Origin of the sequence: Aurantimonas marianensis (assembly GCF_024195285.1) — a bacterium.
GTDB classification, from domain to species: Bacteria; Pseudomonadota; Alphaproteobacteria; order Rhizobiales; family Rhizobiaceae; genus Aurantimonas; species Aurantimonas marianensis.
In genome coordinates, this window is sequence record NZ_JALHBS010000043.1 from 21,513 (window position 1) to 36,249 (window position 14,737).

Annotated in this window: 13 protein-coding genes; 8 read left to right on the forward strand and 5 right to left on the reverse strand. The window is 65.8% G+C overall.

Translation table 11 applies throughout. The annotated features are described in order from the left end of the window. The first annotated feature begins 59 nt into the window (after positions 1-59). Complete coding sequence (locus tag MJ956_RS07885; RefSeq protein WP_253963936.1) at positions 60-725, forward strand: response regulator transcription factor; 666 nt, start codon at positions 60-62, stop codon at positions 723-725. After that, positions 722-2,059, forward strand: coding sequence for an ATP-binding protein (locus tag MJ956_RS07890; RefSeq protein WP_253963937.1), 1,338 nt, complete (start codon positions 722-724; stop codon positions 2,057-2,059). The genes MJ956_RS07885 and MJ956_RS07890 overlap by 4 nt, the downstream gene beginning before the upstream one ends. Positions 2,060-2,183: 124 nt before the next feature. On the opposite strand, the gene MJ956_RS07895 is transcribed toward MJ956_RS07890, so the two are convergent. From MJ956_RS07895 to bhcR, 4 genes are all read right to left on the reverse strand, one after another. Continuing rightward, positions 2,184-2,693: an ureidoglycolate lyase gene (locus MJ956_RS07895; RefSeq protein WP_253963938.1), complete on the reverse strand. Its 510-nt coding sequence runs from the start codon at positions 2,691-2,693 to the stop codon at positions 2,184-2,186. Then, complete coding sequence (locus tag MJ956_RS07900) at positions 2,690-3,556, reverse strand: bifunctional allantoicase/(S)-ureidoglycine aminohydrolase (protein WP_253963939.1); 867 nt, start codon at positions 3,554-3,556, stop codon at positions 2,690-2,692. Before MJ956_RS07900 ends, MJ956_RS07895 begins: the two co-directional genes overlap by 4 nt. Continuing rightward, the gene (gene puuE, locus MJ956_RS07905; protein WP_253963971.1) at positions 3,553-4,968 is read right to left on the reverse strand and encodes an allantoinase PuuE; all 1,416 of its coding nucleotides are present in this window, start codon (positions 4,966-4,968) and stop codon (positions 3,553-3,555) included. Before puuE ends, MJ956_RS07900 begins: the two co-directional genes overlap by 4 nt. Positions 4,969-5,097: 129 nt before the next feature. Next, positions 5,098-5,940 (reverse strand): HTH-type transcriptional regulator BhcR, encoded by an 843-nt coding sequence (gene bhcR, locus MJ956_RS07910; protein ID WP_253963940.1) that lies wholly within the window; start codon positions 5,938-5,940, stop codon positions 5,098-5,100. A gap of 218 nt (positions 5,941-6,158) precedes the next feature. Between bhcR and bhcA the strand changes: the two genes are divergently transcribed. Genes bhcA through MJ956_RS07935 form a run of 5 tightly spaced genes read left to right on the forward strand, consistent with a single transcriptional unit; the run spans position 6,159 to position 11,566 of the window. Next, complete coding sequence (bhcA, locus tag MJ956_RS07915) at positions 6,159-7,349, forward strand: L-aspartate--glyoxylate aminotransferase BhcA (protein WP_253963941.1); 1,191 nt, start codon at positions 6,159-6,161, stop codon at positions 7,347-7,349. Between the two features lie 15 nt (positions 7,350-7,364). After that, positions 7,365-8,339, forward strand: coding sequence for a beta-hydroxyaspartate dehydratase BhcB (gene bhcB, locus MJ956_RS07920; RefSeq protein WP_253963942.1), 975 nt, complete (start codon positions 7,365-7,367; stop codon positions 8,337-8,339). Positions 8,340-8,351: 12 nt separating this feature from the next. Further along, positions 8,352-9,515: a 3-hydroxy-D-aspartate aldolase BhcC gene (gene bhcC, locus MJ956_RS07925; protein ID WP_253963943.1), complete on the forward strand. Its 1,164-nt coding sequence runs from the start codon at positions 8,352-8,354 to the stop codon at positions 9,513-9,515. Between the two features lie 9 nt (positions 9,516-9,524). Then, entirely contained in the window at positions 9,525-10,490 is a 966-nt protein-coding gene (bhcD, locus tag MJ956_RS07930; protein WP_253963944.1) for an iminosuccinate reductase BhcD, read from the forward strand. 41 nt (positions 10,491-10,531) lie between these two features. Beyond that, on the forward strand, positions 10,532-11,566 hold the full coding sequence (locus MJ956_RS07935; RefSeq protein WP_253963945.1) for an NAD-dependent epimerase: 1,035 nt from the start codon (positions 10,532-10,534) through the stop codon (positions 11,564-11,566). Positions 11,567-11,596: 30 nt separating this feature from the next. Here the strand turns inward: MJ956_RS07935 and MJ956_RS07940 are convergent, their stop codons facing one another. Further along, positions 11,597-12,667 (reverse strand): serine/threonine protein kinase, encoded by a 1,071-nt coding sequence (locus MJ956_RS07940; protein ID WP_253963946.1) that lies wholly within the window; start codon positions 12,665-12,667, stop codon positions 11,597-11,599. A gap of 242 nt (positions 12,668-12,909) precedes the next feature. On the opposite strand from MJ956_RS07940, the gene MJ956_RS07945 reads away from it, so the two are divergent. Beyond that, positions 12,910-14,721 carry a chloride channel protein gene (locus MJ956_RS07945; protein WP_253963947.1) on the forward strand — a complete coding sequence of 604 codons (1,812 nt, stop codon included), beginning with the start codon at positions 12,910-12,912 and terminating at the stop codon, positions 14,719-14,721. Positions 14,722-14,737: the final 16 nt, after the last annotated feature.

Here is a 14,737-nt window from a genome sequence, read left to right on the forward strand (position 1 = left end):
TTAAGCTGGGCAGGCGAGCAGGAAAAACGACGCTCCGTTCAGCACGAGAAGGACGACGCATGCGCATTCTGATCGTCGAGGACGACGAGATCCTCGGTAACGGCCTCACGGTCGGCCTCCAGATGAACGGGTTCACCGCCGATCTGGCGACATGCCGCGAGGAAGCGGATGCAGCGCTGCTCTCCGGCGGCTTCGATGCGGTCGTCCTCGATGTCATGCTGCCGGACGGGTCCGGCCATGAATTGCTGGCGACGAGGCGCGGGCGCGGCGACGCGACGCCCGTTCTCCTGCTGACGGCGCTCGATACCGTGGCCGACCGCGTCGAGGGACTTGATGGCGGGGCCGACGACCATCTCGGCAAGCCGTTCGATCTCGACGAGGTCGCGGCCCGGTTGCGTGCGCTGGTGCGACGCGCGGCGAACCGCCCGACGGCCTATCTGGAGTGGAACGGCGTACGCCTTGATCCAGCCAGGATGCTCGCCATGCGCGGCGGCGAGGACATCCGTTTGTCGCGCCGCGAATTCAAGCTTATGCATGCCCTCATGGAGCGGCCCGGCACGATCCTGTCCAAGGCCCAGCTCGAAGAAAAGCTCTACGGCTTTCAGGAAGGCGTCGAAAGCAACGCCGTCGAGGTTCATATCCACAATCTGAGGGCCAAGTTTGGCAGAAGCGTCGTCGAGACGGTACGGGGCGTCGGTTACCGGCTGAGCGAGGCCGGCCGATGATGCGATCTCTCAAGGGCCGGCTGTTCATCATCCTGGTCGCGATGACGGGGCTCGTCTGGCTGTCCGCGACGGCGTGGATCTATCTCAACACGCGCGCCGAAGTGGAGCGGGTTCTGGATGCCAGGCTCATGGAGGCCGCGCGGATGGTGTCCTCGCTGATCGACAGCCAGGAGATCGATGTCGCGATCGCCACCCTCGATCCTCCCACGATCGCCGCCGATCCGCACAGCCCTTACGAGCGGCAATTGACCTGTCAGATCTGGTCGCTGACCGGTTCGCTGATCGGGCGTTCCGACGGCGCACCGAACCAGCGTCTCTCCGATCATGCCGATGGCTTCGCCGAACGGGTCATCGATGGGCGGGCTTGGCGCGTCTATGCGGTCACCAACACCAAGCTTGGCGTGCAGGTGCTAGTCGGCGATAATCTCGACATAAGGGCACGACTGGTCCGTGACGTGGTCAAGGGTCTGCTGCTGCCGATGGTGCCGATCGTACCGGCCCTTGCCGCGCTGATATGGTTCGGCGTCGGTCGCGGCATGCGCCCCCTCGACCAGCTGGCCGAGGGGCTGGAGCGACGCGAGGCGGAGGATCTGCATCCCATCGCCGCCGATCACGCGGCGTCGGAAATCCGCCCGGTCGCCGCCGCGCTCAACGGCCTATTCGGGCGCGTCCAGGAGGCACGGGAGCGCGAGCGGCACTTTTTGACCTATGCAGCCCATGAATTGCGCACGCCGCTCGCGGGGCTGAAGACGCAAGCGGAAATTTCGCTGAAGACCGATCAGGAAACGGTTCGGACCGCCGCGCTGAAGCAGATCGTCACGGCGGTGGAACGGACCTCGCGTCTGGTCCGGCAGTTGCTTGACACGGCGGAGGCCGAGGCTGCCGCAGCCGGTGCGCGTTCGGGGACGGTTCATTTGTCGAGCTTCCTGCGCGATACGGTCGCCGATCAAGCGGGGCGGCTTGAGGCGACGGGCGGCCGGCTGGTCTTCGACGCGTCGCTCGACGGCGTCGAGATCGTCTCGAAGGAGATTTTACTGGCCCTGGCGGTGCGCAATCTGGTTGAAAACGCCATCAATCATTCGCCGAAAGGCGGCGTCGTTGTTCTGCGGTGGTCGCCCGAGAACGCCATTGTGGTCGAGGACGAGGGGGCCGGAATGCCGCCCGGCGAGATCGAACGGGCCACCGATCGGTTCTTTCGCGGCTCCAATCGCTCCCCTGTCGGCAGCGGCCTTGGTCTGTCGATCGCAAAGCTCTGCGCGGAACGGCTCGGTGGTGCGCTCGAACTCGCCAGCCGGGCGCCGCGCGGTTTTCGCGCGTCGCTGCGGTTGGCGTAGATCGCGCAGACTTGCCGGAGGCGTTCACGCTTTTCGGGTTCTGAATCGCTCGCGAGATGACCATCGCATCGATGCTGCGCCAGCCACCGAAGTCGTCCGGACAGACGAAGAGGATGTGCTGCCGCTAATCGGCTTGCGATGGCCGATCTCTCCGCCCGATCGTATAGGCCTCGTCGAACCAATATTCCTCGAGATTCGCCCCGTCCCCGATCCGATCGACGACGGCGAAGAGGCCGGGCTCATGGAGCGGGGTCAGGACGCCGTGCCAGGTGCCGCGGTGAAAATTGACGCCCTGGCCGGACCGCGTGACGAACGCGCGCGGGCGTCCCGGCCGGCCGCCGTCGTCCGCCGCGACGATGACCAGGAACGGGTGCTCGGACATCGGCAGGAACGCCTGCGAGCCGTCCGGATGCCGCTCGACCATTTCCAGCGAATAGGGCAAGGCGCGAGGCTCGGCCTTGAACAGGCTGATGCCGGCACGGCCATCCGAGAAATCCAGCCGGGCGCGGTCGTGCCAGCGGCCGCAAAGCCCCTGGTTGATCAGCCTGTCCGGCTCGCCGGACGCCTCCAGCACGTCGCCGAAGGGCGCGAAGACGTCCGCCGCCAACGGCTCGATCGCGATTCGCCGGCTCATCGGCGCTGTCCGCCCAATCCATCAGGCAGGCCGAGTCGCGCGTGGCGGTTGACGTCCTTGTAGAGCAAATAGCGGAACGGTCCGGGCCCACCCGCATAACAGGCTTGCGGGCAGAAGGCGCGCAGCCACATGAAGTCGCCCGCCTGGACCTCGACCCAGTCCCGGTTCAGCCGGTAGACGGCCTTGCCTTCCAGCACATAGAGCCCGTGCTCCATCACATGCGTCTCGGCGAACGGGATCAGCCCGCCGGGCTGGAAGGTAACGATGGTCACATGCATGTCGTGGCGCATGTCGGTTGGGTCGACGAAGCGGGTCGTGGCCCAGGCGCCGTCGGTGTCCGGCATCGGCGTCGGGGGGATCGCCGTTTCGTTGGTGACGAAGGCCTCGGGCGCCGCGAGGCCATCGACCGGCTCATAGGCCTTGCGGATCCAGTGGAAGCGGACGGCGGAATCGCCGCGGTTTTGCGCCTTCCAATCGCTTGCGGGCGGAAGGTAGGCGTATCCGCCCGGCTCCATCACATGCTCGGTGCCGTCGAGCGTCAGCGTCAGTTGTCCCTCGACGACGAAGATCACGGCTTCGGCCCCGGCGTCGGGTTCCGGCCGGTCGCTGCCGCCCCCCGGCGCGACCTCAACGATGCATTGGGAGAAGGTCTCGGCGAAACCGGACAGCGGCCGCGCCAGCACCCAGGCCCGCGTGCCGTTCCAGAACGGCAGATAGCTGGTGACGATGTCGCGCATCGTGCCGCGCGGGATCACCGCATAGGCCTCGGTGAAGACCGCGCGGTCGGTCATCAGCTCGGTCTGCTTCGGCAGGCCGCCTTGCGGCGCGTAGTAGCTGCGTTCGGCCAAGGGCCTCTCCTTCATTCGGGTAGCATGGTCGAAAGGCGAAGGCGGGCGATGCGCTCGACCTGCCGGCACGCCTCGGCGAATTCGGTGTCGCGGTCATTGTCGACGCGCCGCTCGAAAGCGGCAAGGATGCCCGCCTTGTCGTAATCCCGCACGGCGATGATGAACGGGAAGCCGAATTTTTCGACATAGCGCCGGTTCATTTGCGTGAAGGTTTCGCGCTCGGCATCGGTCAGGGCGTCGAGGCCGGCCGAGGCCTGCTCGGCGGTGGATTCGGCGGTCAGCCGCTTCGCCTCGGCCAATTTTCCGGCGAGATCGGGGTGGGCCTTGAGAACGGCCAGACGTCGGTCTGGCTCGGCGGCGCGGAACACACGGGCGAGGGCATTGTGCAGCCCGCTTGCGCTGTCATGCGCGGGCCCGAGTTCCAGCGCGTGCGCGCCCTCGGCGATCCAGGGCGAATGCTCGAACACGCCGCCGAAGGCCGTAACGAAGGCCTTGCGATCCATCTCGGACGGCCGCTCGAAGGAAACGGGTGGGTGATGCTGCGCCCAATGCCGGGCGATGTCGATGCGGCGGGCGAACCAGACATCGGCATGGCCGGCGGCGTAGTCGAGGAAGCGCTTCAGCGCCATCACCCGGCCCGGTCGCCCGACCAGGCGGCAATGCAGCCCGATCGACAGCATCTTGGCGCTGCCGGCCTCGCCCTCGGCATAGAGCGCGTCGAAGCTGTCTTTCAGATAGGCAAAGAACTGATCGCCCGAATTGAAGCCCTGGGGCGTCGCGAAGCGCATGTCGTTGGCGTCGAGCGTGTAGGGCACGATCAACTGCTCGCGCCCGCCGGTACGCAGCCAGTAGGGCAGGTCGTCGGCGTAGCTGTCGGCGACGTAGTCGAAGCCGCCTTCCTCCGCCGCGAGCCGCACGGTGTTCACCGAGCAGCGGCCGGTGTACCAGCCGCGCGGCCGCTCGCCGGTCACTTCGGTGTGGAGACGGATCGCCGCGTCCATGTGGGCGCGCTCGTCCTCGGGGCTAAAATCCTTGTACTCGATCCATTTGAGGCCGTGCGAGGCGATCTCCCAGCCGGCTTCCTGCATCGCGGCGACCTGGTGCGGCGAGCGCGCCAAAGCGGTCGCGACGCCGTAGACGGTCAGCGGAATATCCATGCCCGTAAACAGCCGGTGCAGCCGCCAGAAACCGGCCCGCGCGCCATATTCGTAGATCGATTCCATGTTCCAGTGGCGCTGGCCCGGCCAGGCGGCCGCACCGACGATCTCGGACAGGAAGGCCTCGGAGGCCGCGTCGCCGTGCAGGACGTTGTTCTCGCCGCCCTCCTCGTAATTGAGGACGATCTGCACGGCGATCCTGGCGCCGTTCGGCCAGCGCGGGTCGGGCGGCGTCGGCCCGTAACCGGCCATGTCGCGGGGGTAACGTATCAAAGGCGGCTCCTTGGCTCGGTCGCGATTTCCATCCTTATGCCGAAACCGCGGGGCGTATCCTCAAATAATCCACGCAACAGCCTACGCATACGCCGCACGCCGCGGCCGCTCGTTCGTTGCCACGCCTCAATCGCTCTCTAAAGCCGGCGCCCGGCCGCCGATCTTGGCGGTGACCTCGTCCGCCGCGCGTTTCACCACGGGCCCGATTTCGGCGATCTTGCCATCGGGAAACCTGACCGTGGGGCCGGACACGGAGATTCCGGCGATGGCCTCGCCGAAGCCGTTGAAGACCGGTGCCGCGATGCAGCGCATTCCGAGATAGCGTTCCTCGTCGTCGAAGGACCAGCCGCGCGCGTGCGTCGCTGCGAGATTGGCATAAAGCGCATTCGGAGAGGTGAGGGTCTTCGGGGTGAATTCGGGCAGGCCTCGTCTTTGCAGGATCGTCTCGACCTCGTCGCGGCCCATGTTGGCGAGCAGCGCCTTGCCGATGCCGGATGCGTGCAAATGGCCGCGGGTACCCGGCCGGAAGAAGGCCCGGATCGGATTATGCGATTCCACCTGGCTGAGAAACACCACCTCGCCATTGTCGGCAATGGCGAGGTTGGCGGTCTCCCCGGTCTCGTCCATCAGCCGCCGCATGAACTCGCGCGCCGCCTCGAGTAAATTGGTCCCCACCAGGTACGCGTTGCCGACCCGGAAGGCCTCGATGCCGACCGACCACTCCTGGGCGGAGCCATCGAATTCGGCAAATCCATGTTTCTGCAAGGTCGCCAGGATCCGATGCGCGGAGGAGGGCGGCATGCCGAGCCGCAGCGCGATATCGGTCAGCGTCAGGCCGCTGTCCTTCGCCAATGTCCGCAACACCGTCAGCCCCCGGTCCAGGGCCTGAACCGGAGCGGCCTGCTCGTCGATCGGCTGGGTTCGCGGCCGCCCGCGCGAGCGTCGTGGGAGGTCATCGGCCTTGCTCATGATCGCTTCCTTGCCGCCCACCTTCCGTAATCCACCCCCATCCTGCCATGAAAAAAATTTCCGGCAAAAATAATTCTGCTACGGATGAAAAAATGTAAAGCGCTGATAGATATATGAAAAAATCAATAAATTGGCATTAACGGAAATAATTTTCAGAAAAATTGCAAATTCGGCAGGCGTCGCTACCTTGTGGTAAGCCGATTATCAGGGAGAGAAATATGACCGGTCAAAACCCCGTTTTCATACCCGGTCCGACCAATATTCCGGATCGCCTGCGGTTCGCGCTGTCGGGTCAGACCGAGGATCATCGATCGCCGGATTTCGTCGGCATTCTCGCCCCTGTCCTGAGCGACCTGAAGAAGGTCTTCAAGACCACGAGCGGCACGATCATCACCTTTCCCGCCAGCGGCACGGGCGGGTGGGAAGCGGCCGTCACCAACACGCTGTCGCCCGGTGACAAGGTTCTCGCGGCCCGGCACGGGATGTTCTCACACCGCTGGATCGATCTGTGCCAGCGTCACGGGCTCGACGTCGAGATCATCGAATGCGAATGGGGCGAAGGCGCGCCCGCCGATCTTATCGGTCAGCGTCTCGCCGCCGACACGCGCAAGGAGATCAAGGCGGTGCTCGTCACCCATAACGAGACCGCGACCGGCGTCGTCAGCGATGTCGGGGCGGTTCGCCGGGCGATGGACGACGCGGCGCATCCGGCCATGCTTTATGTCGATGCCGTTTCGTCACTGGCCTCGATGGATTTCCGTATGGACGAATGGGGTGTCGATCTCGCCGTCTCGGGTTCGCAGAAGGGGTTCATGCTGCCGACCGGCATGGCGATCGTCGGCGTCAGCAGGAAGGCCATGGAGGCCGTCGCGGACGCCCAGTGTCCGCGCTGCTTCTTCGACTTCCGCGACATGGCGGGCGCCAACGCCAAGGGCGGATTTCCCTACACTCCGCCGGTGCAGTTGATCCAGGGATTGCGCAAGAGCCTCGACATGCTGCTCGAGGAAGGGCTGGAGAACGTGTTCGCCCGCCATGCCCGCATTGCCGAGGGCGTGCGCCGGGCGGTCGACGCCTGGGGACTGCAGGTCTGCGCCAAGGAGCCGAGGCTTTATTCCGATACGGTCACGGCGGTGCTGGTTCCCGCCGGCTTCAACAGCGACACGCTGACCAATCATGCCTACGATGCCTACGACGTCTCTTTCGGCGTCGGTCTCGGGCAGATGGCCGGCAAGGCGTTCCGGATTGGACATCTGGGCTCGCTGACCGAGGTCATGGCGCTGTCGGGGCTTGCCACGCTGGAAATGGCGATGAAGGATCTCGACTACCCGATCAAGCTCGGCTCGGGCGTCGCCGCGGCGCAGGAATATTATCGGTCGACGAAGAGCGCCGCGCTCTCCAAGGCGGCGTGAGGACAGGCGATGGACATGAAAACGGACACTCAAGAGATCGACATTCCGACATTCGACGACGTCAAGAAGGCCCGGGAGCGGATCGCGCCCTATGTCCACCGTACGCCGGTGCTGACCTCGAGCTATTTCAATGAGCTGAGCGGCGCCGAGCTGTTCTTCAAATGCGAGAATTTCCAGAAGGCCGGGGCCTTCAAGGCGCGCGGCGCGTCGAATGCGGTGTTCAGCCTGTCGGAAGCCCAGGCGGAAAAAGGCGTTGCCACGCACTCGTCCGGCAATCATGCCCTGTCGCTCTCCTATGCTGCCGGCCGGCGCGGCATCAAGGCGATCGCCGTCATGCCGCGCACCGCGCCCGAGGCCAAGAAGGCCGCCGTGCGCGGGTATGGCGGCGAGGTGCGCGAATGCGAACCTTCGACGGCGGCGCGCGAGGCGATGCTGGAGGAGGTCGTGGCCAGCACCGGGGCGGACTTCGTGCACCCTTACAACGACGCCCGGGTGATCGCCGGGCAGGGCACCTGTTCGCTGGAACTCAACGAGGATGTCGGACCGCTCGACGCGGTGGTCGCGCCGATCGGCGGCGGCGGCATGATCTCCGGGACGTGTCTCACCATGTCCCACATGTCGCCATCGACCAAGATCTACGCGGCCGAGCCGAAGAACGCCGACGACGCCTATCGCTCGTTCCATGCCGGCGAGATCATCGAGGACGACGCGCCGCAGACGGTGGCCGACGGGCTGAAAGTGAGCCTTCGCCCGCGGACCTGGCATTTCGTCTCGAATTACGTCACCGACGTGCTATTGGCCACCGAGGAAGAGATCATCGAGGCCATGTATCTGACGTGGCAGCGCATGAAGATCGTCATCGAACCGAGTTGCGCCGTGCCGCTGGCGACGATCCTGAAGAACCGGGACGTGTTCGCCGGCAAGCGGGTCGGGGTTATCCTGACCGGCGGCAATGTCGATTTGAAGAAGCTGCCCTGGATGCAGAGCTGAGGGAGAGAAGCCATGAACGCACCGATCAAGATCGACGACTTCGAGGTCGGCTACAACATTCCGGCGGCGGTCGGAATGTCCGAGAACGAGATCCAGACGCCCTGCCTGATTCTTGATCTCGACGCGCTGGAGCGCAACGTCGAGAAGATGGGCAAATTCGCCAGGGACATGGGCGTGCGCCATCGCAGCCACGGCAAGATGCACAAGTCCGTCGACGTACAAAAGCTGCAGGAGAGCCTCGGCGGCTCCTGCGGCGTGTGCTGTCAGAAGGTGAGCGAGGCCGAGGCTTTCGCCCGCGGCGGCATCAAGGACGTGCTGGTGTCGAACCAGGTTCGCGACCCGGCCAAGATCGATCGCCTCGCCCGCATCCCGAAGCTCGGCGCGCGCACGATCGTCTGCGTCGATGACGTCGCCAATGTCGCCGATCTCTCGGCGGCGGCGCAAAAGCACGGCACGACGATCGAGTGCCTCGTCGAGATCGATTGCGGCGCCGGCCGCTGCGGCGTCACCAAAACCGAGGATGTGGTCAAGATCGCCAAGGCGATCGACGCGGCGCCCGGCCTGAAGTTCAGCGGCATTCAGGCCTATCAGGGCGCGATGCAGCACATGGACAAATACGAGGACCGCAAGGCCAAGATCGACATCGCCGTGGCGATGGTGAAGGACGCCGTCGACGCGCTGAAGGCCGAAGGACTCGAGTGCGACATCGTCGGCGGTGGCGGCACCGGCAGCTATTATTTCGAAGGCAATTCCGGCGTCTACAACGAGCTGCAGTGCGGCTCCTACGCCTTCATGGACGCCGATTACGGCCGCATCCTCGACAAGGACGGCAACCGGATCGACCACGGCGAATGGGAGAACGCGCTGTTCCTCCTCACCTCGGTGATGAGCCACGCCAAGGCGGACAAGGCGATCTGCGACGCCGGGCTGAAGGCGCAGTCGGTCGACAGCGGACTGCCGTTCATCTACGGGCGCGGCGACGTCAAATACGTCAAATGCTCGGACGAGCATGGCGTCATCGAGGACCCGAACGGCGTGCTGAAGGTCAACGAGAAGCTGCGTCTCGTGCCGGGCCATTGCGACCCGACCTGCAACGTCCACGACTGGTATGTCGGCGTGCGCAACGGCAAGGTCGAGACCCTGTGGCCGGTCACCGCCCGCGGCCTGGCGTACTGAGGACGAGGCATGTTCATCGTTTCGGAGGACACCTGCAAGAAACTGGTCGGCCGCGCCGATGCCTTCAAGGCGGTCGAAGCGGTGTTCGCCGCGATGGCCAAGGGCGACGCATATAACTTCCCGGTCATCCGCGAGGCGATCGGCCATGCTGACGCGCTTTATGGCTTCAAGTCGGGTTTCGACCGCTCCGGCCTCGTGCTCGGCCTGAAATCCGGCGGCTATTGGCCGGGGAATGCCGCCAAGGGACTGACCAATCACCAGTCGACGGTCTTCCTGTTCGACGCCGATACCGGTCAGCTCAAGGCGCTGGTCGGCGGCAACTATCTGACGGCGGTTCGAACGGCGGCGGCGAGCGCGGTTTCAATCGCCCATCTCGCGCGCCGCGACGCCAAGGTGCTGGGCATGGTGGGAGCGGGGCACCAGGCCGCCTTCCAGCTGCGTGCCGCGGCCGAACAGCGGTCGTTCGAGAAGGTGGTCGCGTGGAACTTCCACCCAGAGATGCTGCCAGGGCTGGCCGGCGTCGCCGAAGAGATCGGCCTGCCCTTCGAGGCGGTGGAGCGCGAACGGCTCGGCGCCGAGGCCGACGTCATCGTCAGCATCACCTCCGCCCATGAGCCGTTGATGATGCGGGAGTGGGTGAAGCCGGGCACGCATATCGCCTGCATGGGCACCGACACCAAGGGCAAGCAGGAGCTCGATCCGGCGCTGGTGGCGGCGGCCACGCTTTTCACCGACGAGATCGCCCAATCGGTGACGATCGGCGAGTTGCAGCACGCTATTGCCGCCTGCCTCGTCAGGGAGGAGGCGATCACCCCGATCGGGGCCGTGATCAACGGCACCCATCCGGGACGGACGTCCGACGACGAGATCACTCTGTTCGATGGCACCGGCGTCGGTCTGCAGGATCTCGCGGTGGCCTCTGCAGCGGTCGAGCTCGCCCAGCAATCCGGCGAAGCCACCGAGATAGCGATTTGAGAGCTGATCTTCGCGGAACATGAGACGGGCGGACGTCTTTGATGAAGATTCTGGTCACCGGCAATGCCGGTTTCATCGGCTTTCATGTGGCCTCGCGCCTGCTTGAACGGGGCGACCACGTCGTCGGCTTCGATGTCGTCAACGACTACTACGACCCGGCGCTCAAGCAAGCGCGGCTGGGGGTTCTTGAGGAGGCGGCCGGACAATCTAAGGGCAACTACGTCTTCGTGCGGGCCGATCTCGCCGACCGCGAGGCGGTGAACGCCTGCTTCGCGGAGCACCGGCCGGACCGGGTGATCCACCTCGCGGCGCAGGCGGGCGTACGCTACTCGCTGGACAATCCGCTCGCCTATGTCGAGAGCAACGTCGTGGCCTTCACCAACATCCTGGAGGCTTGCCGGTACAATCAGGTTCGGCATCTGACCTATGCCAGCACCTCCAGCGTCTACGGCGCCGATACGGCGATGCCGTTTTCCGAGCATCAGAGCGTCGATCATCCCCTGCAATTCTACGCCGCCACCAAACGCGCCAACGAATTGATGGCGCATTCCTACAGCCATCTGTTCCGGCTGCCGACGACCGGGCTTCGGTTCTTCACCGTCTACGGTCCATGGGGCCGGCCGGACATGGCGCTGTTCCTGTTCACCCGGAACATCCTTGCGGGCAAACCGATCAAGCTTTTCAACGGCGGCAACCACACTCGCGACTTCACCTTCGTCGACGATATCGCGGAGGGCGTGATCCGGGCGAGCGACGACATCGCGCGGCCCAATGCGGACTGGAACAGCGATCAGCCGGACCCGGCGACCAGCAACGCGCCGTTCCGCCTGTTCAACATCGGCAACAACGCGCCGGTGAAACTCGTGGATTATGTCGAGGCGCTGGAGGAGGCGCTCGGCCGCAAGGCGGAGCGCGAGCTTTTGCCACTGCAGCCGGGCGACGTGCCCGACACCTTCGCCGACGTCAGCGAACTGGAGCGGACGGTCGGCTACCGGCCGGCGACGCCGGTACGCGAAGGGGTCCATGCCTTCGTGGACTGGTACCGGCGCTACTACGACGCTGGCGCGGGAAGATGACGGGATCAGGCGGCGGACCGATGGTTCGCGCTATCCCTTCAGGCGGCGGTCGGTGAAATTGCGGCGATTGGCGGCGATGGCGCGGGTCGCGGCGAGGGCGTCGGCGTCGGCGTCGCCGGCGAGGGCGTCGATGCGGTCGACCTGGTTGATAGCGACGAGCCGCAGCAAGTCCTCGCGCACCCGTCCGCTCGCGTCGCGGGGGAGACGCTCGACCGCCTGGACGACGTCCGGACGCGGCGCGGCGGCGGCGAGCAGCCGCTTTTCCAGCGCGGGCGCGTCATTGCCGGGCGCGGTCTCGACGAAAGCGTAGATCCCGACGCCCTGACGCTTGGGATAGGGGAAGGGCGACAGGGCATGGGCGAGGATCGCCGGGTCGGACGCCAACCGCGCGCCGATCGCCTTGCCCTCGGTATCCATGCGGTCTTGCGTGCCTTCGCCGTCGGACCAGTTGAACAGGCCACGGGTGACGGCGTTGTAGATCGGCTTGAAGGTCCGCATCCACAGCCGCGCCGGCAGGCTCTTGGTCGCCAGGAGCTTTTTTTCCGCCGGTGTAAGGGCTTCTCGGCAGAAGCTGCGTTTCTGCTTGAGGAGATGGCGCAGATCCTCGCGGGCCAGGAGCCGGAACAATCTGGTGCGGCGGGCGAAGACGGTGGCGAGCTGCATGTCGATCAGCGCCGCCTTGCCATCCGGGGTGATCAACCAGTTCTGCGGCTTGGCGAGGTCGTTGTGGGTGATACCGGCACGGTGAATCTGCCGCAAGAGCCGCTTGGCGTCGCGGAAATAGGCGACATTGCCGACCGGTTTGGCGACGTGCAGCGGCGTGCCCTCGATCCAGGAACGGTAGAGCGCCTCCTTGTCGACGCCGATGAGCTTCGGCGTCCCCGCCACCGCGTCAAGGGCCTCGAGAGCCCGGATTTCACGGCCGGCCAGGTGCCAGGCGAGTGGCCGTGCCCAGCGCGCCGAGCGGTCGACGCGGCGGCGCGTGACGACGGTCTGCGGCGCGCCTTCCAGATGGCCGAAGGCGATCTCGCCGAAAATATCGCGCTTGAGAACCGTGTCGGCGACGAAGGCGGAGGGAAGACGGGGGTGAGATCGCTGCATGGGCCTCATCAAACCGGAACGCCGCGAACCGGCGCCAGGCTCACCGGATAGCACGTTCGACAGGGGCGCATTATCGACCGCGTATCGTGGAAAGGAAAGCCGGCCACCGCCATCCTCAACAGCCAATTCGCCGTAAGCGGCATTCTCCGCCGGCCGCCCCTTCCCATCGCGGGGCGACAATGAAATACAGGACGGACTTGCCGCCCGCCCCTTGCAACACCCGTCAGCCGTCAGTCGAAGCCATGTCCGTCGAGAGCGTCACCGATGCTGCCGCCGCGCCAACCGCATCGCAGGCGGAGGCGCCGGGCGAGCGCGAGGTCGCGCTGCCGGTCATGCTGCTGCTGGCGCTCGCCGTCGGCATCGTCGCCGGGCTTGGCGCCATCGCGCTCAAATATCTGATCACCTTCATCGTCAACCTGACCTTTTACGGCGGGCTCGGCCTCGGCCTGGACCTGAATGCCTATGGGCCGCCAAGTCCCTGGGGCGCCGGGATCATCCTGGTGCCGGTGGTCGGCGGGCTGATCGTCGTCTGGCTGGTCAGGAATTTCGCTCCCGAAGCCCGCGGCAGCGGCGTGCCGCAGGTGATGTACGCGATCTATCATGACAATGGCGACGTGCGCGGCCGGGTCGCGGTGGTCAAGTCGCTGGCCTCGGCGATCTCGATCGGCACCGGCGCCTCGGTCGGACGGGAAGGGCCGATCATCCAGATCGGCTCGTCCTTCGGCTCGGCCTTCGCGCGCAAGCTCAGGTTGGTGCGTCACCAGAAGATCACGCTGTTGGCCGCCGGCGCGGGCGCCGGCATCGCGGCGACCTTCAACACCCCGCTCGGCGGCGTCCTATTCGCCTCCGAGGTGCTGCTGCCGGAGGTTTCGGCCCGCACCTTCCTGCCGGTGGGCGTCGCGACGGCGACGGCGACCTATGTCTACAGCCTGGCGCTCGGCGTCGACGCGGCCTTCATCGTGCCGCTCGGCGGCCTGCCGCAGGTCGAGGCCGTCAGCGGCGTCGTCCTCCTCCTCGCCGCGCTGCTCGGGGTGGTGATGGGCTTTGCCACCTTCGCCCTGATCAAACTGCTCGCCGCTTCGGAGGATTGGTTCGCCGCGACCAAGCTCAACCCCTATTGGCAGAACGTCGTCGGCATGACCATCGTTGGGGTGACCGGCTATCTGTTCCTGCTGGTCACCGGCCACTACCATGTCTACAGCGCCGGCTACGCCACCATCCAGGACGTTCTCGACGGCGGCTACACCAGCGCGCTGCTGTTGCTGGCGCTGTTCCTCGGCAAGCTTCTGGCGACCTGCGCCAGCCTCGGCTCGGGCGCCTCGGGCGGCGTCTTCACGCCGAGCCTGTTCATGGGCGCGGCGCTCGGCGGCGCCGTCGGCGCGCTCGGCATGGCGGTGGCGCCGGATGCCGGCATTTCCGTCGAGACCTTCGCCGTCCTCGGCATGGGCGCGATGATCGGCGGCGCCACCAGCGCGGCGATGACCGCGATCGTGATGATCTTCGAGATGACCCGCGACTATCAGATCGTGCTGCCGCTGGTGCTGGCTGTCGCCTTTGCCATGGGCACGCGGCGCTGGCTGATCGTGACCGACGTCTACACCAACAATCTGAAGCGGCAGGGCCGGGCGGTGCCGACCGACCGGACCACCAACATGTTCCTCGTTCAGCCGGTCACCGAGGTGATGGCGACGAATTTCGAGATCCTGCCGGGGGCGATGAAGGTGAGCGACGCGCTGAAGCAGCTCGATGTCGAGACCAGCCGGGTGATCCTGACCGACGGCGGCCGCATCAGCGGCTTCGTGCGCTTCGGCACGATTCCCTATCGCGCCGACCGTTTTACCACGCAGACCCTCGCCGACATCGGCTCGACCGAATTCATCCTGGCCTCGACCCAGCACAATCTCAACACCGTCGTCACCCGCATGAACCGGCGCAGCCGCTCCTATGCGATCGTCGTCAAGGAGGTGCGCGGCCTGCCGCGGCCCGAGGACATCGCCGGGATCATCAGCCGCGAGGAAATCGCCCAGGCGGTGGTGCAGAACCATTACGGGTGAGGGGGAAATTCGCTAA